The sequence below is a fragment of the Herbaspirillum sp. SJZ107 genome, assembly GCF_006715485.1.
Classification (GTDB): domain Bacteria; phylum Pseudomonadota; class Gammaproteobacteria; order Burkholderiales; family Burkholderiaceae_D; genus Telluria.
In genome coordinates this window covers 903,000-925,009 of record NZ_VFNH01000002.1, presented here as the reverse complement: position 1 = coordinate 925,009, position 22,010 = coordinate 903,000, and the positions used below count along the sequence as shown (strand labels likewise).

At 63.7% G+C, this 22,010-nt stretch carries 20 protein-coding genes; 7 read left to right on the top strand and 13 right to left on the bottom strand.

What is annotated here, in order from left to right; translation table 11 throughout:
- Positions 1-3 precede the first annotated feature (3 nt).
- The 5 genes from FBX97_RS13760 to FBX97_RS13740 are packed head-to-tail and all read right to left on the bottom strand — an operon-like array spanning position 4 to position 5,195.
- Positions 4-1,071: a WavE lipopolysaccharide synthesis family protein gene (locus tag FBX97_RS13760; protein WP_141832482.1), complete on the bottom strand. Its 1,068-nt coding sequence runs from the start codon at positions 1,069-1,071 to the stop codon at positions 4-6.
- Positions 1,068-2,531: a hypothetical protein gene (locus tag FBX97_RS13755; RefSeq protein WP_141832480.1), complete on the bottom strand. Its 1,464-nt coding sequence runs from the start codon at positions 2,529-2,531 to the stop codon at positions 1,068-1,070. Before FBX97_RS13755 ends, FBX97_RS13760 begins: the two co-directional genes overlap by 4 nt.
- Positions 2,528-3,253, bottom strand: a complete 726-nt coding sequence (locus FBX97_RS13750; RefSeq protein ID WP_141832478.1) for a capsular biosynthesis protein — start codon at positions 3,251-3,253, stop codon at positions 2,528-2,530. Before FBX97_RS13750 ends, FBX97_RS13755 begins: the two co-directional genes overlap by 4 nt.
- A 14-nt stretch (positions 3,254-3,267) precedes the next feature.
- On the bottom strand, positions 3,268-4,800 hold the full coding sequence (locus tag FBX97_RS13745) for a phosphotransferase (RefSeq protein ID WP_185748587.1): 1,533 nt from the start codon (positions 4,798-4,800) through the stop codon (positions 3,268-3,270).
- Positions 4,801-4,823: 23 nt separating this feature from the next.
- Positions 4,824-5,195 carry a capsular biosynthesis protein gene (locus tag FBX97_RS13740; RefSeq protein ID WP_141832474.1) on the bottom strand — a complete coding sequence of 124 codons (372 nt, stop codon included), beginning with the start codon at positions 5,193-5,195 and terminating at the stop codon, positions 4,824-4,826.
- A 263-nt stretch (positions 5,196-5,458) separates the two neighbouring features.
- Here FBX97_RS13740 and FBX97_RS13735 point away from each other — a divergent pair, with 263 nt between their 5' ends.
- Positions 5,459-5,779, top strand: coding sequence for a hypothetical protein (locus FBX97_RS13735; protein WP_141832472.1), 321 nt, complete (start codon positions 5,459-5,461; stop codon positions 5,777-5,779).
- A gap of 31 nt (positions 5,780-5,810) precedes the next feature.
- On the opposite strand, the gene FBX97_RS13730 is transcribed toward FBX97_RS13735, so the two are convergent.
- The 3 genes from FBX97_RS13730 to FBX97_RS13720 form a co-directional block, all read right to left on the bottom strand.
- The gene (locus FBX97_RS13730; RefSeq protein WP_141832470.1) at positions 5,811-6,797 is read right to left on the bottom strand and encodes a fumarylacetoacetate hydrolase family protein; all 987 of its coding nucleotides are present in this window, start codon (positions 6,795-6,797) and stop codon (positions 5,811-5,813) included.
- Between the two features lie 30 nt (positions 6,798-6,827).
- Complete coding sequence (locus FBX97_RS13725) at positions 6,828-7,964, bottom strand: phospholipase A (RefSeq protein ID WP_141832468.1); 1,137 nt, start codon at positions 7,962-7,964, stop codon at positions 6,828-6,830.
- Between the two features lie 182 nt (positions 7,965-8,146).
- Entirely contained in the window at positions 8,147-8,863 is a 717-nt protein-coding gene (locus FBX97_RS13720) for a pseudouridine synthase (protein ID WP_141832466.1), read from the bottom strand.
- A 376-nt stretch (positions 8,864-9,239) separates the two neighbouring features.
- On the opposite strand from FBX97_RS13720, the gene FBX97_RS13715 reads away from it, so the two are divergent.
- Complete coding sequence (locus FBX97_RS13715) at positions 9,240-9,500, top strand: hypothetical protein (RefSeq protein WP_141832465.1); 261 nt, start codon at positions 9,240-9,242, stop codon at positions 9,498-9,500.
- 243 nt (positions 9,501-9,743) lie between these two features.
- On the opposite strand, the gene FBX97_RS13710 is transcribed toward FBX97_RS13715, so the two are convergent.
- Genes FBX97_RS13710 through FBX97_RS13695 form a run of 4 tightly spaced genes read right to left on the bottom strand, consistent with a single transcriptional unit; the run spans position 9,744 to position 12,866 of the window.
- Positions 9,744-10,745: a S49 family peptidase gene (locus tag FBX97_RS13710; protein WP_141832463.1), complete on the bottom strand. Its 1,002-nt coding sequence runs from the start codon at positions 10,743-10,745 to the stop codon at positions 9,744-9,746.
- Positions 10,746-10,775: 30 nt separating this feature from the next.
- Complete coding sequence (locus FBX97_RS13705; RefSeq protein WP_141832461.1) at positions 10,776-11,153, bottom strand: Rieske 2Fe-2S domain-containing protein; 378 nt, start codon at positions 11,151-11,153, stop codon at positions 10,776-10,778.
- Positions 11,150-11,809 carry an HAD-IA family hydrolase gene (locus FBX97_RS13700; RefSeq protein WP_141832459.1) on the bottom strand — a complete coding sequence of 220 codons (660 nt, stop codon included), beginning with the start codon at positions 11,807-11,809 and terminating at the stop codon, positions 11,150-11,152. Before FBX97_RS13700 ends, FBX97_RS13705 begins: the two co-directional genes overlap by 4 nt.
- Positions 11,810-11,852: 43 nt before the next feature.
- Positions 11,853-12,866, bottom strand: coding sequence for an RluA family pseudouridine synthase (locus tag FBX97_RS13695; RefSeq protein WP_141832457.1), 1,014 nt, complete (start codon positions 12,864-12,866; stop codon positions 11,853-11,855).
- 646 nt (positions 12,867-13,512) lie between these two features.
- Here FBX97_RS13695 and FBX97_RS13690 point away from each other — a divergent pair.
- The 5 genes from FBX97_RS13690 (at position 13,513) to glp (ending at position 21,007) form a co-directional block, all read left to right on the top strand.
- Complete coding sequence (locus FBX97_RS13690) at positions 13,513-16,743, top strand: Rne/Rng family ribonuclease (protein WP_141832455.1); 3,231 nt, start codon at positions 13,513-13,515, stop codon at positions 16,741-16,743.
- A 155-nt stretch (positions 16,744-16,898) separates the two neighbouring features.
- Positions 16,899-17,483: a patatin-like phospholipase family protein gene (locus tag FBX97_RS29875; RefSeq protein ID WP_221631807.1), complete on the top strand. Its 585-nt coding sequence runs from the start codon at positions 16,899-16,901 to the stop codon at positions 17,481-17,483.
- A gap of 48 nt (positions 17,484-17,531) precedes the next feature.
- Positions 17,532-17,942, top strand: coding sequence for a hypothetical protein (locus FBX97_RS29870; protein WP_221631805.1), 411 nt, complete (start codon positions 17,532-17,534; stop codon positions 17,940-17,942).
- A gap of 48 nt (positions 17,943-17,990) precedes the next feature.
- A complete protein-coding gene (gene moaA, locus FBX97_RS13680; RefSeq protein ID WP_141832453.1) occupies positions 17,991-19,100 on the top strand; it encodes a GTP 3',8-cyclase MoaA in 1,110 nt (369 codons plus the stop codon).
- A 23-nt stretch (positions 19,101-19,123) separates the two neighbouring features.
- Positions 19,124-21,007 (top strand): gephyrin-like molybdotransferase Glp, encoded by a 1,884-nt coding sequence (glp, locus tag FBX97_RS13675; RefSeq protein WP_141832451.1) that lies wholly within the window; start codon positions 19,124-19,126, stop codon positions 21,005-21,007.
- A 66-nt stretch (positions 21,008-21,073) separates the two neighbouring features.
- Here glp and bla read toward each other — a convergent pair whose 3' ends face one another.
- The gene (gene bla, locus FBX97_RS13670) at positions 21,074-21,964 is read right to left on the bottom strand and encodes a subclass B3 metallo-beta-lactamase (protein WP_141832449.1); all 891 of its coding nucleotides are present in this window, start codon (positions 21,962-21,964) and stop codon (positions 21,074-21,076) included.
- Between the last annotated feature and the right edge of the window lie 46 nt (positions 21,965-22,010).

Below are 22,010 nucleotides of genomic sequence, written 5' to 3'. Positions count from 1 at the left end.
TCCTTAATTCTCAACAACATCCATCAAAGCAGGGTCGGTATCGAGTGCCTCGACGCCGAATGTGCGTACCACATGCCAGTCCCGGCTATAAAACTTGGCCGTCGGGCGCTTGGCATCGTACAGCGGATTGCCGGCCAAGCCGTGTTCCTGGGCATCGTATTTATTCCAGAAGATATCGAGCACGTCCTTGTCGATCACGATGAAATAGTCGGCCAGCTGACGATAGTAGACAGCAAGGTCGACCTCGGTGCGTTCGCCGATGGCTTCCAGATAACCGCGGTGAATGTAGATTTCCGCAACGCGGTCTTCCGAGAACTTGCGCGGCGTGATGCGCTGGCGGCCATACTCTTCCGCCGTGAAACTGCGCGGATCGAGCGGCTGGCTCCACATGGTCAACATGTCGTCGATATGTCCGAACTGGAACATGTCGCACATCGAATAAGGGCGGTAGCGGCAGAGGCTGAGGCTGGGTTCGATGATGCGCTGGCGCTGGCGCGCGGGATCGACTGGCGGATATTCGGCCAGCAGCGCAAACAGATAGGGCAAGACGTTGTGCGCATGGAAACGCTGGTCCGAACGGCTCTTGATCACATATTCGCAACCGGCCTGCTTGGCGTGGCGGATACCGGCACAGGTCGACACCATCTGGAAGTTGACGTTGTTGCCGCCACGCGTGGACGGCGGATCGGACAGGACGACCTCGAAACCCTCCGCGCGCAACTTCTCCAGGGCGGCCGCAGGTTCGCTGCGCCAGGTCGACACCACGATCGATGCCTGGGGCATGATGCGCCGGTACAAACGCGCGGACTCGATCGTGAAGTCATCCTGATGCACCAGCGGTCCCTGGATCACGACCGCCGTCGGCGGCAGCGACAGGGCGGCGTGATTCACGCTGTCGAGGTGAATGCTGGCCTGCGCCTTGGGACGTGCGTGATAGGTGTAGAAGCGCGAACCCGATGTCCGGTTCAGCGACATCAGTGCCTGGTTGAGCAGCTTCGGAAAGCCGCGGAAGTCACGCAGGCCGGTGTCGAACAACCAGGCCAGGCTCTTTTTGACGAGATGTTTTTTCATTTATGGGCCATCGAGGACTGTGTGCTTGCGCGATTCACGTACAAGCCGGCGACGCACAGCAGGGCCGTGACGCCTCCGGCAAGCAGCAATTGGACCAGGGCCGGCAAGGCCAGTCCGCGCAGGCCGGCACCGGCACCAAGGACCAGCCCGGCCACCAGCACTGCCGGCAGCAGCTTCGGCAGGTAACTCGTGACACTGATACGGTAGGTACGAAACGCTTTCCAGAAATTATGCGGGTGGCAGGTCAGCGCTTGCGCGATCAGCAACGCCAGGGGCACCCCGATGAACCCGAAGTGTTGAATCAGCAAGGGCATCGTCGTCACGACCAGCAGGGCCGAGATGACGGTCACGGTTGCAAAGTTCATGTCGCCGGTGGCCATCGTGGCGGTGGTTGCCGTGGTCTGCTGCCATTCGAAGAACATCACAACAAAGTAAATTCCCAGGAATAAACCTTCGATCGGCACCGGATGGCCGACCCAGACGAGGAGAATCTGATCGATGCTGACCGCCACCAGCGCCAGGGCGGCTGCCGCGATCACGGCCGCATTCCCCAGGGTTCCGAGCAGCAATTCACGTGCGGCGCTCCGGTCTGCCCGGTAGGTGCCGGCCAGGCGCGGCGTGGTGACGACGATCGGCAGGCTGGCCATGAGCGAAATGCCGCCGATCAGCTGCTGGGTCAGGCCAAAAGCGACCGTGTACTGCGCAGGCAGGCGCGACGCGATGATGAACGGCGTTGCATTGAACACCAGCTGGCCCGGCAAGGCGATGAATACGTAGCGCAATGCGTCGCGCAGGGTCGCCATGACGCTGTCCCTGCGCAGATGCTGCATCCGCAGCCGGACCTGCCAACGCGTGCGCTGGCGGTAGAAGCCGACGCAGATCGACGTCACCCCGGCAGCGGCCCAGCCCAGCGGCATCGCCCACAGCAACAGCCCGCCGTACAAGCCCAGCGTGATCACGACGGTCATCACCAGAATGGAAACGACGCGCAGCGATTTGTCATAAAGATTATCGCCTTCGGCATACAGCAGGCTATGCATGACATTCGCGAGAATGCGGGCAGCGGACGCCAGTGCGATCGCGACCAGCAGCGATGCGGCATGCGTGCCGAGCACGCCGAGGCGCGTGCATGTCCATAACACGACGACGGCAATGACCAGCGCCCCGCTCAGTGCCAGGACAACCGTCGCCACGAAGTTGCTGGCAATCCTGCTGATGTCCTCGGACTCATATTTCACGGCGGCCAATTTGTGCGGCAGCACGATGTTGGCGCCGAGTTCGAACAGGGCCAGGAAGGGCATGGCCGCCAGCATCAGGAACCAGATCTTCAGGTCCTGCTCGTCGAAAAACTTGAACGCTTGCCGCGACAGAAAAATGCCGGCCAGGATCTGGCTGACACCTGCACCAAACGTGACAGCGTAGTTACCTAGACGCTTGATATCCGGGATCTTGGCCGTCATGCTTCAGCACGAAACCTTTCCTTCAGGCTTTCGTAATCGGCCGGCACGCCGCAATGCAGCGTCACGCCCGGTGCCAGCAATTCGAAACGGATGTCGCGGCCCTGTTCGATCAGGCGATTGTACAAAGGCGCGATGTAGATTTCGCCATTCACCGTCGCGCCCGAACGCAGCTGGGCTTCGTACACGTCGCGGAAATCGCGCACCGAGCCGAAACCGTACAGGCCATTGCTGCACAGCGAGGAGATACGCTGTTTTTCCGTCGTGCGCTTCACGCGTTCGGTACCCGGCACCGGCTCGACGAACGACCAGCCCTCCCCTTCGGCCTCGAACACTTCGAGGTAGCCGTCGGCAAAGGCTTGCGGCGAAGGCCATTCGTAACCGAGGCGGATGGTGTCGATATTGAAGACGACGAAGGGCAATGCCCGATCGTAATCGCGCAGGCCGAGATAGACGGATTCGGCCTGGCCGCGGGTCTCGAAGTCGAATTCGATGATCCTGAAATCGACGATGCCCAGCCGCGCCACTTCACGGGCAACGAATTCGCGCGCGTTGAAATCGTTACGGACCAGGAACACGAATGACTGGTCGCGGAAATGCCGCTCGAACGAGCGCACGGCTTTTGCAAACACGGTTTCCGTGCCGAGAGGCAGCTGGTACTTGGGCAGGCTGTAGCCATCGCGGAAAAAGCGGCTGCTTTTCCCCAACATAGGAATGATGATCACGGAACGCCTTTACATTACAGATCGAGATTGGAATAGAGCCGCAGGGCATTCGCCAGGAACGCGGCCTGCCGTTGCGGGCGGTCGGCATGGAGCGGCAACATCGAAATGAACAGCAGCACCACCATCGGCATCAGCTGGCGCGGCGTCACGCCGGGCAGCAGCTCCAGGTCGAGGAAGACGTCCTGGATATCCAGGGTGCGCTGGTCGGTATGGATGTCGAGCGTGAAGCGGTTCAGTGCGGGCGTCAAACCGATCTCCAGCTCGAATGCCCCGGCCACGATATGGTCGTAGAGGCCGACCACCGAATGGGCCAGCTTGGCGATGTCGTAGCGCAGGTCGCCGTCGCTCGTCAGGCGATGCTCGCTGTCGAGGCCGCGCGGATCGATCACCTTGATGCGGCCGCTGCGCGAATCGAACAGAATATTACTCAGGCAGAAATCGCCATGGATCAGGCCGGGGAGCGGCCGGGTTGCTTCCAGCAGGCGCAGGCAATGCTCGACGATCGCGCCGAGTGGTGGCAAGGCGATGCCATTGATCTCGTTCGGATTGGCCAGGTCGATGCCTTGTGCGTGCGCTTTGAACGCCTCGAGCCGCTCCCAGGTCTTGGCGCCGGCCAGCGCGTTGAAGTCGCGCACGGCCTTGTCGCGTGCCTCGGCATCCAGTGCCTGGGCGTGGCAACGCTGCATGAATTCCGCACAGCGCAGGAAGATATTGTCCCAATAGAAAATCGGATTGCGGCCATGCACGAAGACTTCGTTCAAGGGCGGAATCGGAAGATATTCCAGCGTGTAGCTGGCCTGCTCGCTGTCGCAATCGATCAATTGCGGCGTGAATACCCGCAAAGGCGGCGGCAGGCTGCGGAACCACTGCGCTTCAGCCAGGATCTTGCGCTGCGGCGTACCGGTCTTGCGCACGCAGCCATCGCTGATCATCAGGGAATTGAAGGCACGCTCCGTAGTCAGTCGTGCACGGCTGTGGAAGTAGGTATTGACGTGGCCAAAATCGAACCAGCCGGCAACTTCGACGCGTTCCAGCGGCCGCTGCGCCGAATACCCCCGCACGGCGGCAGTGAAACCCTGGCCGCTCTCCTTCAGCAGGGCGGCAAACAGTCCAGGGTCGGAGAAGCAGAAGTAGCCACACCAGACCGACTCGGCGGCGTGGTCTGCCTGCTCCACTTCCCATGCATAATCCTCGGTGGTACGCACGATGCCGATGACGTCGGCTTCCTGCGGCAGATCGGTCACCAGGGTATCGCCGTGCAGGATCCGTAGCGGCATGCCGCCCGGCGGCAACTGCGCCAGCGCCGCCGCGATTGCGCTGGCAAGGTCGAGCCGCTCATCGCTACGGATCGTTTGCACCCCATGACGGGCCAGGTAGCGCGCATCTTTCTCGGCCAGCTGGTAGGAATCCGGCAACGAAATCGCAAGTGCCGCATCGGGAAAATGCTTGCGCGCCGCTTCGATCTGGTGTTCGAACAGCCTGCGGTTCCCGACCGGCAGGAAGGCCGGCGGAAGCCGTCCGAATTCCGTCTGAAATTCGGCGTTCACATAGGCTGCGGAGGTAATCAGTATCATTTTTCTTGCTCGAGGAGAGTCGTGATTTCCTGCCGGTTCAGCTTGCGGAACTCGGACGGACGGATCGCGCGATCGTCGACATAAAAACCTTCGTGCCCGCACCATGGCTTGCCGACATAGATCTCGTCGAACGGAATCTCGTGCCTGCGCAGCCAGTCGATGATGAGCGGCAGGGTATGCGCCGCGATCTTGCCGACGTTGCCTTCGAACGTACGCATATTGCGACTGGTATGGATAACGATGTCGAAGCCGTCGCGTTTGTACTCATGCAGCTTCTGCACGACCTCCGGAATCGGTTCCGACTGCGCATAGTTGCCATCGGTCGTGCGGCAGATCGTATCGTCCAGGTCAATAATCAGTCGTTTCATTCGCAATGCCATTTCGATCAGGATGGTTTCGCGCCATCGTTGCCAGCGACACGGAGGATATCGCCTGGTCAGACGTGTCCTGATTGACCAAGCGGGAGGTTGTGCTCGGGACGCTGAACAGAAGTAGCAACAGATTTCAGGCCGCCAGAACGCTGGTGAGCTTGAACATCTGTCAACGAGGGCGCGGGGAACGCTTGTAAAGTAGCTCAGCATTTTACCCGACAGCAATGAGGTTGTGGAACCTGTGCGTTAACAGTGCGACCATGCCTTCCGTGACCGGGATGTTCGTTTCAGCATTTACGCCACAGTCGCCCAAAGCTGTTCCGCAATTAATAAATTACCTCAGGTTAATTGTCTTTATTGTTCGATATATTGTTCTCAAAGTGCATCCGAATCACGGTTTTAGTGAAAATCGAAACCAGCGGATATTCAAGCTAAATAGCCCGCATAAAAAGCGTGACTACAAATGCAAGGAAGGCGCTGTCGCAATAACCAGGCTTATGATTCGAAACTTATTGCATGCCATTCCGGTCAGCCTTTCCTTTGCATTGCAAATCGTTCTGCGCAAGCCGCCGATGACCTGATCCGGCCGATACGGTACGGCGCCAGCCTGCCCTAGGGCTCGAGGCGCTTGACGGTCTGCTCGATCGCGCCGAACACCGATTTCCCTGCTTCGTCCAGCATCTCGATCCGGACCGTGTCGCCGAAACGCATGAAGTTCGTCACCGGCTCGCCGTGCTCGATGGTTTCCAGGCAGCGCTGCTCGGCGATGCAGGAATAGCCCGTCGACGCATCCCGGTTCGACACCGTGCCCGAGCCGACGATGCTGCCGGCGCGCGCGTTGCGCGTCTTGCACAGGTGGGCGAGCAATTGCGGGAAATTGAAGGCCATGTCGACGCCGGCGTCGGGCTGGCCGACGAGGCGCCCGTTCCAGGCCGAGCGCAGCGGCAGGTGGACCTTGCCGCCGCGCCAGGCGTCGCCCAGCTCGTCCGGGGTCACGGCCACCGGCGAGAAGGCAGTCGCCGGCTTGGCTTGCAGGAAGCCGAAGCCTTTTGCCAGTTCGGGCGGGATCAGGTTGCGCAGCGAGACGTCGTTCGCCAGCATCACCAGCCGGATCTGGCCGTGGGCCTGGTCCGGCGTGGCGCCCATCGGCACGTCGCCGCTGATCACTGCCACCTCGGCCTCGAAATCGATGCCCCACTCCTCGTGGGCGAGCACGATGTCGTCCAGCGGACCGAGGAAATCGTCGCTGCCGCCCTGGTACATCAGCGGATCTTCATGAAACGAGGGCGGCATCGCGGCGCCGCGTGCCCTGCGCACCAGTTCCACATGGTTGAGGTAGGCCGAGCCGTCGACCCACTGGAAGGCGCGCGGCAGCGGCGCCATGCAGCGCGCCGGGTCGAACTCGAAGGGGCGCCGTGCGCGGCCCGCGTTCAGCTCGGCGTACAGGGCGTCGAGCTGCGGCGCGATGAAGGGCCAGTCGTCGAGCGCCGCCTGCAGGGTCGGGGCGATGCCGTCGGCGATGTGGGCGGTCTTGAGGTCGCGCGCGACCACGGCCAGCTGGCCGTCGCGCGATCCGTCCTTGAGGGTGGCAAGTTTCATGGGCGCCATTGTAGCGCCCTGTCCCGGCGCTTAGAAGGTGCCCAGCAGTCCGACGCCGACCACGTTCTGGTAGTAGTTGTAGTCGATCATGCTCTGGCCATAGCCCGAGAAGTATTGCGCATAGCCCTTGATGTGGCCGGCCAGCGGGAAGGCCCAGCTGAGCTGCACCGCGCCCTTCTCGGTCGAAAAATTGCGCCGCACCAGGGCCGAATAATCGTGGCCATTGTTGCGGTAGGTGACGACCACGTCGCCGCGGCCCATGTAGTCGACGATATCCGGATTGTTGTCGTCCTGGGCCGACTCGTTGACGCGCTTCCAGACGCGGCCGACGACGGTCCAGCCACCGCGCTCCAGGCCGACCTGGGCATAGCTCCGGTTCCAGCTGCGGGACAACGATCCTGCCTGTCCGTTCGACTGGTGAACCAGGCCCAGGTTAAAGAAGCTGGCATGCATGCCGAGTATATTGAAGTTCAGCGGCGTCACCGCCATCAGCTCGGGCTGGTAATTGGTTTCGCGGAAGGGACTGGACGCCTCGTGGTTGCCCGCCTGCCAGAAGCTGTTCTGGGTGTAGCCGAACCAGAGGTCGACCGGCTTCTTGAATGCGTTCTCGACCAGCTTCATCTTGAACCCGAGCTGGAACACCAGTTCCGAGTGCGACAGATTCGTGTCAGCCAGGGCGCCCAGGTCCTGGAACGGGCGGTAGGGTTCGTTGTTGGGGTGCGCTGTGCGCGTCGCCATCAGGTAATTGACATGGTGCGGCCGGAAATTGAAGACGCCGCGCTTGTGCGCCTGGTCCAGTTCCCAATGATCGGCCAGGCTGAAGCCGCGCGTCTTCTCGGGCGATAAATCGAGTGCCGCCTCGACTGCCGGATCGGTTTGCGCGACCGACGCGGTGGCCGGCGGAATGTCGGACTGGGCGGCGCCGGTTGCCGGCGCCATGACGGGCGCCGGATTGACAGAGGCGCCGATCTGCGCAGCCGGCGGCACGGCGCCGGCGAGGCGGTCGTAGCAGGCCAGGCGCTGGCCGGCTTCCATGATGCGGGCGCAACCGGCCAGGCCGCTATCGGCCTGCTGGGTCTGTTGCGTCTGCTGGGCTTGCTGCGCCAGTGCGGAATTCAGCACCAGCAGCGGCAGTAGAGGGAGAAGTCGTGTGTGTGTCGCAGCCATATCGTCATCGTGTTTGAGCAGGCTCTTGTCCACTTGAATGCAAGATTGACAAGAGATAGATGACGAGTGTCGCGGAAAAACGCCGAGGGCGTCGCACGCCAGTATCCAGGACGGATGCCGGCGTGGCAGGCGCGAGCGTGTGGCGCCTGGCCGTCCTTACTGGCCGTCCTTACTGGCCGTCCTTAATCAGGCACCAGTAGATCCAGCTGCGCCTGCTCCAGGAAACACCACTCGCCTTCCGCCAGGCCGAGCGATTCGAGGGTCAGGCCACCGATCTGGGAGCGATGCAGCGCCGCACAGTGGTTGCCGGCCGCGGCCAGCATGCGCTTGACCTGATGGTATTTGCCCTGCTCCAGCACGATTTCCAGCTGGTGCTCGCCGCGCTGCACGCAAGACAGGGCTTTCAGCGGTGCCGGCTCGTCGTGCAATTGGACGCCGGCCAGCAGCTGCTCGACCAGCGCCGGGGTCACCGGGTCCTGGGTCGTGGCCTGGTACACCTTCGAGATATGGCGCTTGGGCGAGGACTGCGCGTGGTTGAAAGGGCCGTCGTCGGAAATCAGCAACAGTCCGGTCGTGTCGTGGTCGAGCCTGCCGACCGGTTGCACGTCGCGCCAGGTGAACTGTTCCGGCAGCAGGGTCAGCACGCCGGGGCGGTGGCTCGGCTTGCGCGAGCATTCGAAATTGGCGGGCTTGTTCAGCGCAATATAGACGTGTTCGCGATACACCCATTCTTCATCGAATACGGTCAGCACCAGGCCATCCGTCTCGACCAGGGTCTTGTAGTTGTCGACGACGTCGCCATTGACGGCAACGTCGCCGTCCTCAATCAGTGCACGGCAGTACTTGCGCGTGCCAAAGCCCTGCGATTGCAGCACGCGGTCAAGGGATAATTTACTCATGGGCGAGACTGTAACAGAAGCGGGACGGCCAAGGCAGGCGCAAGCCGAAAAACCAAGGAACTCAACAGTATGGAAGGACAACAAGAACTCGTTTGACAAACATCAAGCGTGTTCAGAATCTCCTGGATACACTGAATCTACGTTAGGAATTGCCCTACACTCCTCGCGTAGAAGACTACGAAACCTAGGAATGTGAGACAGCTACCCGTCAGAAAATTAACCGAGAGATGAGGTAATAGTGCAGATCAAAAAAACCCAAGGATGCATCGATCCGCTTGCGACCGTTGCCACAAGCTGCGGTGCGACAGCGGCCCAATCCCATTCATCCCTGTTTCCTGCCCAGCTCGCGCTGGCGCGCTGGATGTATGGCGGGGATGTGCCTCACGTTCAATCGTGCACCCATCATATCGCACGGGCCGCCTGGTACGACGAAGCCCAGGTGCGCTTCCAGGCCTGGATCGAGGCTGGCGGTTTCCACCTGCACGATCCCGACCATACCGATAGCGCTACCCAGGACGCATCGCACGAGCATCGTCATGCCGCCGCGCCCGCCCCTGCTCCCGAGGCCACGCGTAACCCGGCCTGGTACGACATCACGCGCTGCCGCGTGGCCCAGGACATCGACTGCCCCAAATAAGACGCCTCCATCGACACTGCCGCACCAAATAAAAACGACGGCTTGCGCCGTCGTTTTTTCCCCTGAGGGATTCCAGCTTCGAGGAATGAAGATCTCTCTGAACCGCATGTCGCGGGTTGCAGCAGCGTCGAAGGGGCGGGACAGTTTGCCGATGGGATGGTTGACCGGCTGGCTGTTGGCCGACTTGCGAACACCCTACGTCTTCACTATAGCCCGCCTCGCATAATTTTCAAGGAAAATTGATCAACGCAGGCTCGGCACCGCCCCGCGATAGACCGATTTCACCGCGCCCGCCCCCACCGAAGCGCCGAATTTCTTCAGCACACGCTCCGGCAAGCCTTCATGCGCGGTGTAGTCGATGATGTCTTCCGCCTTCACGACATCGCGCGCCACGGTATCGACCGTGCCGAAACCGTCGGCCAGGCCCATCTCGACCGCCTTGGCGCCGGTCCAGTACAGGCCGGAAAAGATTTCCGGGTTTTCCTTCAGGCGCTTGCCGCGGCCGGCGCGCACCACGGCGATGAATTGCTCGTGGATTTCGTTGAGCATGCTCAGTGCGTGCTGCTTCTGCTTGTCCGACTGCGGGCTGAACGGATCGAGGAAGCCCTTGTTTTCGCCCGCGGTCAGCAGGCGCCGCTCCACGCCCAGCTTGTCCATCAGCCCGGTAAAGCCGAAGCCATCCATCAGCACGCCGACCGAACCCACAATGCTGGCCTTGTTGACGAAGATCTTGTCGCCGGCAGAGGCAATGTAATAGCCACCCGAGGCGCAGATCTCGTCGACCACCACGTACAGCGGCTTGTTCGGATAGCCGCGCTTCAGGCGCTGGATCTCGTCGACGATAATGCCGGCCTGGACCGGACTGCCACCCGGGCTGTTGATGCGCAGCACGACCGCAGCCGAGCCCGCATCCGAGAAGGCCTTGTTCAGCGACGGGATCACGGTGTCGGCGGCGCCGCTGCCTTCTTCGTCGATAGAACCCTCGATTTCGATCAGGGCCGTGTGACGCCCCAGCGATTCAATGTCGGATGTGCCGAAATTGAAGTCGAAATAAGCCCAGATCGAGAAAAAAGCCAGCACCAGGAAGGACAGCTTGAAGAAGATGCCCCAGCGCCGCGCCGCCCGCTGTTCCCTGACGGTGGCAAAGACCAGGCGCTCGAGGGTGTCGCGTTCCCAGTTGTTGAACGTGGCCGGCGCGGGCTGGCGCGGCTCGTTCGGGTTGTCGTTACGGGTGTTATCGCTCATAAATGCCTGTTCAGTATCCCACTCGCTTTGTTACTGGGCGGCAGGCGGCCGGATAAATTGGTCCGGCTGCCAGTAGACGTCGCCCTCGACCTCGTGCACGCCGATCGGCCGCAGCTTGCCGCCGCGGCAGGGGCCGCCGGCACAGACGCCGGTGTCGGGGACATAGATCGCGCCATGGGTCGAGCACATCAGGTGCAGCTTGCTCGATTCGAAAAATTCGCCCTTGAACCAATCCAGTTCGACCGGGACGTGGGCGCAGCGGTTCAGGTAGGCGTACACCTTGCCGCCATAGCGCACGGCAAAGCCGGTCGCGTCGCTGCCGAACGCGACGACTGGAAAACGCACCCCCAGCCCGCCGTCGAGCAGGTCGCCCGATGCGCAGACGAACAATCCTTCAGTGGTGCTCATGCGTTCTCGACCAGCCAGTCGTGCAGCTCGGGCACGCTCTTTGCCGTGAATACCGGGTGACATGCCTGCAATTGCTGTACAGGATGCGCGCCATACTCGACCGCAATGCCGTATGCGCCGGCGCTATTGGCCATCAGCAGGTCATGCGTCGTGTCGCCGATCATAACGGTGCGCCGCATGTCCTGCCCCAGTTCCCGTGTCAATTCCTGCAACATGGCTGGATGCGGCTTGGAAAATGTCTCGTCGGCACAACGGGTCGCATCGAAGGTCGACAGCAGGCCGGTGGCGTTCAAGGCACGGTTCAGGCCGACCCGGCTTTTGCCGGTGGCAACCGCCAGGAAATAGCCCTGCTGCGACAACTCGTCCAGCATCGGCCGGACGCCTTTGAACAGCACCAGCTCGTGGTCTTTTGTCAGGAAATGGTAGCGATAGCGTTCTGCCATGCGCGGGTACAGGGCCGGATCGATATTCGGCATGGCCGCCTGCATCGCTTCCGACAAGCCCAGGCCGATCACGTGCGACGCCGCCATGTCGCTGGGCACCGGCAAGCCCAGGTCCTTGGCAGCCGACTGTATACATTTGACGATGGTGGCGGTGCTGTCCATCAGCGTCCCGTCCCAGTCGAAGACAATCAGGTCGAATTGCTTTCTTGCCATGTTATACGGCGCCTGGTAGGCACCCGCTCCTCATGTCGCCTTGTCAGCGTTTGTTGTGTTCATTAATGGGTTGCCCCAAGCTTACCAAGAAACGATCGCATTCCGCCGGCAATGGCGCCTTCAGGGTCATCGGCTTGCCCGTTTCCGGGTGCTGGAAGGTGATCTGGTAGGCGTGCAGGAACATCCGCCGCAGGGCGCCGCGCGTGTCGCTTGCCTTCTGAAGCTGCTTGTTCAATGCAAAATCGCCGTATTTCTCGTCACCTGCGATCGGGAAGCCGCTGGAAGCGAGGTGCACCCGGATCTGGTGCGTGCGCCCGGTCTTGAGTTCCGCTTCGAGCAGCGCGAAATCCTTCCACTTGCGCAACAGGTTGAACACCGTATGCGATTCCTGTCCGCCGGCCTGGACCACTACCCGGCGTTCGCCGTCCGGTGTCGTGTACTTATGCAGTGGTAATTTCACGTGCTGGCGCGGGTTTTTCCAGTCACCCACGGCCAGGGTCAGGTAACGCTTGTCGGTTTTGCCGTCGCGCATCTGCTCGTGCAAATTGGTCAGGGCCGAGCGTTTCTTGGCCAGCAACAGCAGGCCCGAGGTTTCGCGGTCGAGCCGGTGCACCAGTTCCAGGAACTTGGCATCCGGACGCGCGGCGCGCAATTGCTCGATGACGCCATACGACACGCCCGAACCGCCATGCACGGCGACGCCGGCCGGCTTGTCGATCACGAGCAGGTGATTGTCTTCGTGCACGATATGGAATTCGGCACCCGGTACCGGCGCGCTGCCGGCAGCTTTTTCGGCGATGCGGATCGGCGGGATACGCACCAGGTCACCTGTTGCCAAACGGTACAACTGGTCGATGCGGCCCTTGTTGACGCGGACTTCACCGGAACGCAGGATGCGGTAGATATGGCTTTTTGGCACACCCTTGCAAACACGTAGCAGGTAGTTATCGATACGTTGGCCGGCTTCTTCCTCGGTGATCGTGACGAACTGTGCAGTGGCGGCGGGGCGGCTGTCTGTCTGTGATGAAGGGGGAACAACATCGTTTTGCAAGGTCATTCGCTCTGTCTTCCCAGAAATTCTCTCTAAGTCCTTCATTTTGAATATATAATCGACAGGCGGCGGTCAAACCTCTGCTGGTGTAAGAATTAAAACGATATTTTACACAGGGGCGTGTCCATCGGCCTCGCTAAGATGCAAATTCGATGGAAACTAACGTGTACGCACATTCCTGTGCGAACCAGGGTTGCACCGCAGTTGTAATCGGGTAGCGCACAGGATTGCAGGATAGGATTGTTTGGAATTAAAGGATAAGTACCGGAAAGCCTACCGGAACCTCAGGTCCCGTACAGGTAGGCTCGCCGGGTAATGGCGTCGATAACGCTTGCTGTTTCCGCCGGATTTGTTAGCAGTCACCTTCGTGGAATCCTGGACGCCAAGGCTGGTTGATCGCCTGGCGCGATCCATGAAGTGTTCGCCGGCTAAATCCGGCCCGTGCCGCACTGCCTGAAGGCCCCCTGCGCCGCCCCGATCGGGCCGCCCGGGCCTTGCAGGACAGCTATGCGCGCGGCAATGACGTTCGATGCCATTTGCGCCCTGTGGCCGGCCCGCCGTGCCACGCTCCGGGCATACCACCGCCAACACTCCGCTCCCCGCGTACATCCCTGTACATGAGAACGGCCCTCGGGTCGCGGAGTCTATAAAAATGAAACGAATGTTGTTTAACGCTACGCAGCAAGAGGAGTTGCGCGTAGCGATTGTCGACGGCCAAAAACTGATCGACATCGATATCGAGACCGCCGGTCGCGAGCAACGCAAGTCGAATATCTACAAGGGTGTCATCACCCGCATCGAACCCTCCCTCGAAGCCTGCTTCGTCAGCTACGGCGAAGACCGCCACGGTTTCCTCCCCTTCAAAGAAGTCGCCCGTTCGTATTTCCGTGACGGTGTCGACGTCCGCAATTGCACCATCAAGGAAGCCCTGCGCGAAGGCCAGGAAATCATGGTGCAGGTGGAGAAAGAGGAGCGCGGCAACAAAGGCGCCGCCCTCACCTCCTTCATTTCGCTGGCCGGCCGCTACCTGGTCCTGATGCCGAACAACCCGCGCGGCGGCGGCGTGTCGCGCCGGGTCGAAGGCGAAGAGCGCCAGGAACTGCGCGAAACCATGGACAAGCTGGACCTGCCGCAGGGCATGTCGGTGATTGCCCGCACCGCAGGCATCGGCCGCAATGTCGAAGAGCTGCAGTGGGACTTGAACTACCTGATGCAGCTGTGGCGCGCGATCGAAGGCGCCGGCAAGTCGGCCCCGGGTCCTTTCCTGATCTACCAGGAATCCTCGCTGGTCATCCGTGCCATCCGCGACTATTTCCAGCCTGACATCGGCGAAGTCCTGATCGACACCGACGAGATCTACGACCAGGCCCAGCAGTTCATGAGCCACGTGATGCCCGACATGGCGCACCGCGTGAAGCGTTACAGCGACGACGTGCCGCTGTTCTCGCGTTTCCAGATCGAACACCAGATCGAAACCGCCTACGCACGCACCGTGCCGCTGCCATCCGGCGGCGCCATCGTGATCGACCACACCGAAGCCCTGGTCTCGATCGACGTCAACTCGGCACGCGCCACCCGCGGCTCCGACATCGAAACCACCGCCTTCAACACCAACTGCGAAGCCGCCGACGAAGTGGCGCGCCAGCTGCGCCTGCGCGACCTGGGCGGCCTGATCGTGATCGACTTCATCGACATGGAAGTCGCCAAGAACCAGCGCGAAGTCGAACAGCGCCTGAAGGATGCCCTGCACCACGACCGTGCACGCGTGCAGATGGGCAAGATTTCGCGGTTCGGCCTGATGGAACTGTCGCGCCAGCGCCTGCGTCCGTCGCTGTCGGAAGGCTCGCACGTCACCTGCCCGCGCTGCTCGGGCACCGGCCACATCCGCGATACCGAATCGTCCGCCCTGCAAGTCCTGCGCATCATCCAGGAAGAGGCGATGAAGGAAAACTCGGCGACCATCCACGTGCAGGTGCCGGTCGACGTCGCCGCCTTCCTGCTGAACGAGAAGCGTGGCGAGATCCTCAAGATCGAGACCCGCCACCGCATCACCGTCATCCTGATCCCGAACAAGCACCTCGAGACCCCGCACTACAAGCTCGAGCGCATCAAGGTCGACGATCCGCGCCTGGAAGACGCCGCCGCCAGCTATACCCTGGCCGAGTCGACCGAAACCGACATGGCTTACGCCAAGCGCCAGAAGGAAGAAGCCAAGCCGCGCCAGGAAGCCGTGGTCAAGTCGATCACCCCGGCCCAGCCGGCACCGGTGGTCGAGCGTCCGGCGAAGCCTGAGGTTGCTACATCAGCTGCACCTGCGGCCGCGGCCCCGGCCGAACCGGTGTTCACCCCGCCGCCGCCGCCGCAAGGTTTCTTTGCCAAGCTGCGCAGTTTCTTCTTCGGCGAGCCGGCACCGGTGACGCCGCCGCCGGCCCCGGTGGCCCCGGCCAAGCCCGCTGAACCGGCCCCGGCCGCGGCAGGCGAACGCGGCGACCGCAATGGCCGCGGCCAGCGCAACGCGCGCGGCGGCCGCAACGGCAATGGCAATGGCAAGGGCCGCGAGCGCGACGAGCGCGAGCCGGTCGCGAAAGCCGCGCCGGGCGAAGACAGCGTCAAGCCGGTCGACCTCGAAGGCAAGCCGGCACGTCCGCCGCGCCCGCCGCGTCCGCCACGCGAAGGCCGTGAGCCGCGCGAACCGCGCGAGACCGTCGACGCCCAGGGCCAGACCGCGGCGCCGGCAGCACGTCCCGAGCGCGCCGAGCGTCCGGAGCGTGGCGAACGCGCCGAGCGTGGCGAGCGCCAGGAACGCGCACCGCGCCAGCCGCGTGAACGCACCGAGCGTACCGAGCGCACCCAGCAGGCGATCGAAGCCAAGCTGGACGAAGTAAGTATCGTCCAGGCAACGTCGGCGACGACCGTCACCGTGGCCACCACCGGTCCGGATGGCGAGCAGGAAATCGTCCAGCAACAAGTCGTGAAATCGGTCACGGCAATCGGCCCGAACGGCGACGCCGACGAACTCGACGCCAATGGCGACGAACCGCGCCGCCGCCGCCGCCGTGGCGGACGCAACCGCAATCGCCGCGACCGCGACCAGGTCGAGGGCATGGAGCAGGACGGCATCGACGGCGACGCCACCCCGGCCTTCACGCCGGTGGCCGACGAGGAAGCTGCCAAGGTCCAAGCCGAAGCCCGGGCTGCACGCAAGAAGGCCGAGCCGAAAGCGGCCAAGGCCGCCGACAAGGGTCCGTGGCCCTTCCCGACCGCCGCATCGGTGAAAGCCGCCGCGGTCAAGGCTGCCGCCGAGCAGGCGGCCGAGGCTGACGCTGCTGCGGCTGCCGTTGCGGCCAAGGCCGCGCCGCTGGCACAGCCGCAAGCCGCTTCGGCCCAGGCACCGTGGCCGTTCCCGACCTCGAAGTCGGTGGCGGATGCCGTGGCACGCACTGCCGCTGCCGAGGCACCGGCTGAAGCTGCGCCTGCTGCGCCGGTCGAATCGGCTCCGGTTGCTGCGGCACCGGTTGCTGCCGAGCCTGCACCAGCCGTTGCGCCGGCTGCGGCCCCAGCAGTTGCGCCGGTGGAAGCACCGGCAGCAGCACCTGCCGCGGTAGCTGCCCCGGTGGACACCGCCCCGGCAGTCCAGGCAGTCCAGGCTGTCACGGCGACGCCGGCACTGGCCCCGGCAAGCGCCCAGGCTGCTGCACCGGCCGACATCGACGCCGCCCTGGCCCAGGCCGGCCTGACCCTGGCCGCGACCGACCCGGCAAAGCTGCGCGCGGCCCAGGAAGCCGCCGCCCAGGCAGCGGCCCCGGTCCGCGTCGGCCGCGCCCGCAAGGTCGCACCGCCGCCGGTCGACGAGCCGCTGATCCAGGTCGACACGCGCCAGTAAGCAAGACTTGTTGAACAAGGCTTGTTGAAATAAAAAGGGAAGCTTCGGCTTCCCTTTTTTATTGCACATGAATTGGATGTTTGGCGGCAATGCTGCGACCGCCTGCGGAGGAACTGGGCACACTATTCGTTCAGATTGTCTTATTGAGAATTGCAATGAATGGTGTCAAGAAAATCAGTCTCGGGCTGCAGGGTGGCGGGGCCTACGGCGCCTTCGGTTGGGGTGCGCTGGATTGCCTGCTGGCCGATGGCCGGCTGCAAATCGATGGTATCGGCGCCGCCAGCGCGGGCGCGATCAATGCGGTGGTGCTGGCCGACGGTTATGCGCGCGGCGGCGGCCCCCAAGGTGCGCGCCGCAAGCTGCGCGCGTTCTGGAATGCATTGGGCCAGAGCGCGATGATGGGACCGATGCGCCCTACCCCATTCGATTGGTTCAGCGGCCGCGGCAGCATCGAAAGCTCGCCCGGCTACCTGCTGCTGCAACTGGCCAGCGCCGGCATGGCGCCCGGCGTCATGAATCCGCTGAACATCAATCCGCTCGGGACACTGCTGGCGAGCCTGGTCGATTTCGAGCGGGTGCGCGCCTGCGAGGAACTGAAGCTTTTTATATCGGGCACGAATGTGCGTACCGGCAAAGGCCACAATTTCCGGCGCGACGAACTGACCGTCGACCACGTCATGGCATCGGCTTGCGTCCCCCAGGTGTTCGCACCGGTGCATATCGATGGCGAAGCCTACTAGGATGGCAGCTTCGCCGGCAATCCCCCGCTGGCGCCGCTGGTCGACGAAGTGGCCGCGCGCGACCTGCTGGTGATCCTGAACAACCCGATTTCGCGGCGCGACCTGCCGCTGACCATGGCTGACGTGCACAACCGCACCAACGAAATCGCCTTCAATACCAGCCTGATCCGGGAGTTCAGCGCGATCCAGCACATGGCCGCCGCAGTCGACGAAGAAGATGGGGAACGGGTGCACATGGGCGCGGTCCGCCTGCACGTGATCAGCGGCACGGCGCTGATGCGCGACCTGAGCATTTCGAGCAAGTTCAATACGGACTGGTCGTTCATCCTGAAATTGCACGACCTCGGCCACGCGGCGGCCGAGCGCTGGCTGAACGACCGGTTCGACGGCGTGGGCATCGCGTCGACCTTCGATCCGGCCGAGATTTACGCCTCGGAGACCATCGGCCGGGCCGTGTAAATATGGCCGTGTCCTGTGCGCTTTCGTCGCGCGTGCTATCGTAACGGAATGTCTGAAAAAATCATTATGCTGGCAGATGCCAGGGCGCCGTCCCTGCCCGTCCCGGACGCGCTCGAAGCCCCGACCGGGCTGCTGTCCGACGCGCTCGCGCGTCCGTTGCACGACCTGCGCATCTCCGTCACCGACCGCTGCAACTTCCGCTGCGTGTATTGCATGCCGAAGGAAGTGTTCGACAAGGATTACGCCTACCTGCCCCACTCCTCGCTGCTGAGCTTCGAGGAGATCACGCGCGTGGCCTCGCTGTTCGTCGCCCATGGCGTGGAAAAGCTGCGCCTGACCGGTGGCGAGCCGCTGTTGCGCAAGAACATCGAAGGTCTGATCGCCCAGCTGCGCGCGCTGCGCACGCCGTCCGGCAAGCCGCTCGACCTGACCCTGACCACCAACGGCTCGCTGCTGGCGCGCAAGGCGCAGGCGCTGAAGGATGCCGGCCTCGATCGGGTGACGGTCTCGCTCGATGCGCTCGACGATGCCGTGTTCCGGCGCATGAACGACGTCGACTTCGCCGTGTCGGACGTGCTGGACGGGATGGCGGCGGCGCACGCCGCCGGCCTCGGCCCGATCAAGGTCAACATGGTGGTCAAGGGCGGCATGAACGACGACCAGATCCTGCCGATGGCGCGCCATTTCAAGGACACGCCCTATATCCTGCGCTTCATCGAGTACATGGACGTCGGCGCTTCCAATGGCTGGAACATGGACGAAGTCGTGCCCTCGAGCGAAGTGGTGCGCCGCATCTCGGCCGAGATGCCGCTGGTGCCGGTGAGTGCCAACTACGCCGGCGAGACCGCCGCGCGCTGGCGCTACCAGGATGGCCAGGGCGAGATCGGCCTGATCTCCAGCGTCACCCAGGCCTTCTGCCAGGACTGTTCGCGCATCCGCCTGTCGACCGAGGGCAAGCTGTACACCTGCCTGTTCGCCACCCGCGGCCACGACCTGCGCGCGCTGATGCGCGAAGGCCGCAGCGATGCCGAGCTGTCGTCCGCAATCGCCCAACTGTGGCGCAAGCGCGCCGACCGCTATTCCGAGACCCGCACCATCAATACGGCCGGGCTGGAGCGCAGCGGCCAGCGTATCGAAATGTCCTATATTGGCGGCTAACCGGGGTCGGATAAAATAACGGGATGAACAAGGAATCGATCAGCGGCCTGCTCCTGGCCGGCGGACGCGGCACGCGCATGGGCCACGTCGACAAGGGCCTGCAGCCGTTCGGCGGCACCACCATGGCCGCGCACGTGCTGGCGCGCCTGGCGCCGCAAGTCGCCACGCTGGCCATCAACGCCAACCAGAACCTCGACACCTACGCCGCCTTCGGCGTGCCGGTATGGCCGGACGATACGCCCGGTTTCGCCGGTCCGCTGGCCGGGCTGGAGGCGGGCCTGCGCCGCTGCACCACCCCCTACCTGCTGACGGCCCCCTGCGACTCGCCCCTCCTGCCCGCCGACCTGGCCGAGCGCCTGTTCGAGGGCCTGCAGCGTGAGGATGCCGACCTGGCCGTCGCCGTCACCGAAGAGAACGGGCTGCGCCAGCCGCACCCGGTGTTCTGCCTGCTCAAGACCGGCCTGGCGCCGGTGCTGTCGAACTACCTGGCGGCCGGCGGCCGCCGCATGGATGGCTGGTACCCGCAGATCAAGGTGGCCGAAGTGCTGTTCGGGGATGCCGACGCCTTCCGCAACATCAATACCCGGGAAGAGCTGCAGCAGCTCGATCCGTCTGCGCATCAAGCCAAACCCTTGCCGCGGCTGGCCGACGTCGTCAGCTGCCTGTCCAGCTACGACCCGGAGGCGCTGCCGGTACGCGATGCCCAGCGCATCATCCGCGACTTCGTGACGCCGGTGCGCGCCACCGAACAGGTCGCGCTGCGCGCCGCGCTCGGACGCGTGCTGGCGCTCGATGTCATTTCGCCGATCAACGTGCCTTCGCACGACAATTCGGCCATGGACGGCTATGCGCTGCGCGGATCCGACCTGCTGCCCGACACACCAACCCGCCTGCGGGTGGTCGGCACCACCTATGCCGGCCGTGCCTTCGACGGTGCACCGCAAGCCGGCGAATGCATCCGCATCATGACCGGCGGCGTGATGCCGGCTGGCTGCGACAGCGTGGTGCCCCAGGAATTCGTGCAGATCGACGGCGAATCGATTGTCCTGGCGCCGGGCGTGATCCGTCCCGGCGACAACCGCCGCTTTGCCGGCGAAGACCTGAAGCTGGGCAGTGCCGCGCTGGCCGCCGGCAAGGTGGTGCGCCCGGCCGACCTCGGGCTGCTGGCCTCGCTCGGCGTGGCCGAGGTGCCGGTACGGCGCCGCCTGCGCGTCGCCTTCTTCTCGACCGGCGACGAACTGCGCTCGATCGGCCAGCCACTCGACGAAGGCTGCGTCTACGACAGCAACCGCTACACCATCTACGGCATGCTGCAGCGCCTCGGCTGCGACATCATCGACATGGGCGTGGTACGCGACGACCCGCAGGCGCTCGAGCAGGCCCTGCGCGATGCCTGCGAAAGCGCCGACGCCATCATCACCTCGGGCGGCGTCTCGGTCGGCGCTGCCGACTACACGCGCGACATCATGGCGCGCCTGGGCGACGTCACCTTCTGGAAGATCGGCATGCGCCCGGGCCGCCCGCTGGCCTTTGGCCGCATCGCGTCGAACGGCCGCAGCGCTTTCCTGTTCGGGCTGCCGGGCAATCCGGTGGCGGTGATGGTCTCGTTCTACTTCTTCGCGCGCGAAGCGCTGCTGCGCATGATGGGCGCCGAGGCGCCATTGGAACTGATGCGCGCGCGCTCGAGCGCCACCATCCGCAAGAAACCGGGCCGCACCGAATACCAGCGCGGCATCCTGGCGCGCGGCGCCGACAGGCAGCCGGAAGTGCGCATCACCGGATCGCAGGGTTCGGGCATCCTGCGCTCGATGTCCGAGGCGAATTGCATGGTGGTGCTGCATGACGAGCAGGGCAACGTGCAGGCCGGGGACATGGTCGACGTGCTGCTGTTCGAAGGGCTGATTTAGCACACGCCGCGTCGGTGGCGGCACGGATCGATGTCCGTGCCGCCACCCCGGCTGCATCCGCCACGATTATCTGGCGGTGGCCATTTTTGCATCCGTTTCCAGTCGTTTTTGCAGGCGAACCCGGGCGGTAGCGACGTAGGCCTTGCACGCATTCCCATCGATGAACGCCGTATTGCCCATCTGCGGCTGCTTCGCCTTGCGTTCCCACAGTCCGCTGAATTCGGGATGCGCCGACACCAGCACGTCGCATTTCAGCCCTTCCACCGTCGCCATCGAGCGTTCGATGTCGGCGCGGGCGGTCGGGTAGCCCGGGTTGCCGTCGAAGCGCTTGCCGTCGGCGGCGACCGCGTTCAGGCTGTCGGCATAGACGATGTCGACGGTCTTGCCGCCTTCCGATGCGCGCCAGGTCCAGCTGGTGCCGCCGCGGGTGTGGCCGGGCGTGAAGCGGGCGGTCACGGCCAGCGGGCCGAGCGTGACCACTTCGCCGTCGCGCACTGCGCGCAGTTTGGCGACCGGCGTCATCGGCGGCAGGTCGCCGTCCGGACCGGTGTATTGCGGGTCGCCCTTGTCGGCCTGGCCGGTGCGCAGGACCTTGAGCGCTTCCGGGCTGGTCAGCACGGTCGCGCCGCTCAGTTTCTGCAGCTCGGCGAGGCCGCCGGCATGGTCGAAGTGTTCGTGCGAGGTCAGGATGTAGCGGATGTCCTCGACCCGGAAGCCGAGCTGGCGGATGTGCTGCGCGATCTGCGCCGCGGCCTGGGGCGTGGCGCCGTCGATCAGGATGTGGCCGGCCTTCGAGGTGATCAGCACCGAACTCAGGCCGGCGGTGCCGACATAATAGGTGTTGCCGAACAGGGCGAACGGTTCCTGCGGGCCGTTCCAGTCGGCGGCCAGCACGGGCGCGGTCAACGCGGAGGCGCACAGGGCGGCGGCAAGGAGATGGCGGAGAGTGGTTTTCATGGTGGTCCTATTGTAGGGCAGCCTCCCTGCCCGCCCGGCCGCCGTG

Coding starts and splice junctions, on each gene's coding strand:
- moaA (WP_141832453.1), top strand. CDS start 17,991: ATGTCTGAAAAAATCATTATGCTGGCAGATGCCAGGGCGCCGTCCCTG.
- FBX97_RS13735 (WP_141832472.1), top strand. CDS start 5,459: ATGCCTTCCGTGACCGGGATGTTCGTTTCAGCATTTACGCCACAGTCG.
- FBX97_RS13695 (WP_141832457.1), bottom strand. CDS start 12,866: ATGACCTTGCAAAACGATGTTGTTCCCCCTTCATCACAGACAGACAGC.
- FBX97_RS13705 (WP_141832461.1), bottom strand. CDS start 11,153: ATGAGCACCACTGAAGGATTGTTCGTCTGCGCATCGGGCGACCTGCTC.
- FBX97_RS13700 (WP_141832459.1), bottom strand. CDS start 11,809: ATGGCAAGAAAGCAATTCGACCTGATTGTCTTCGACTGGGACGGGACG.
- FBX97_RS13740 (WP_141832474.1), bottom strand. CDS start 5,195: ATGAAACGACTGATTATTGACCTGGACGATACGATCTGCCGCACGACC.
- FBX97_RS13725 (WP_141832468.1), bottom strand. CDS start 7,964: ATGGCTGCGACACACACACGACTTCTCCCTCTACTGCCGCTGCTGGTG.
- FBX97_RS29875 (WP_221631807.1), top strand. CDS start 16,899: ATGAATGGTGTCAAGAAAATCAGTCTCGGGCTGCAGGGTGGCGGGGCC.
- FBX97_RS13710 (WP_141832463.1), bottom strand. CDS start 10,745: ATGAGCGATAACACCCGTAACGACAACCCGAACGAGCCGCGCCAGCCC.
- glp (WP_141832451.1), top strand. CDS start 19,124: ATGAACAAGGAATCGATCAGCGGCCTGCTCCTGGCCGGCGGACGCGGC.
- FBX97_RS13760 (WP_141832482.1), bottom strand. CDS start 1,071: ATGAAAAAACATCTCGTCAAAAAGAGCCTGGCCTGGTTGTTCGACACC.
- FBX97_RS13720 (WP_141832466.1), bottom strand. CDS start 8,863: ATGAGTAAATTATCCCTTGACCGCGTGCTGCAATCGCAGGGCTTTGGC.
- FBX97_RS13690 (WP_141832455.1), top strand. CDS start 13,513: ATGAAACGAATGTTGTTTAACGCTACGCAGCAAGAGGAGTTGCGCGTA.
- FBX97_RS13755 (WP_141832480.1), bottom strand. CDS start 2,531: ATGACGGCCAAGATCCCGGATATCAAGCGTCTAGGTAACTACGCTGTC.
- FBX97_RS13730 (WP_141832470.1), bottom strand. CDS start 6,797: ATGAAACTTGCCACCCTCAAGGACGGATCGCGCGACGGCCAGCTGGCC.
- bla (WP_141832449.1), bottom strand. CDS start 21,964: ATGAAAACCACTCTCCGCCATCTCCTTGCCGCCGCCCTGTGCGCCTCC.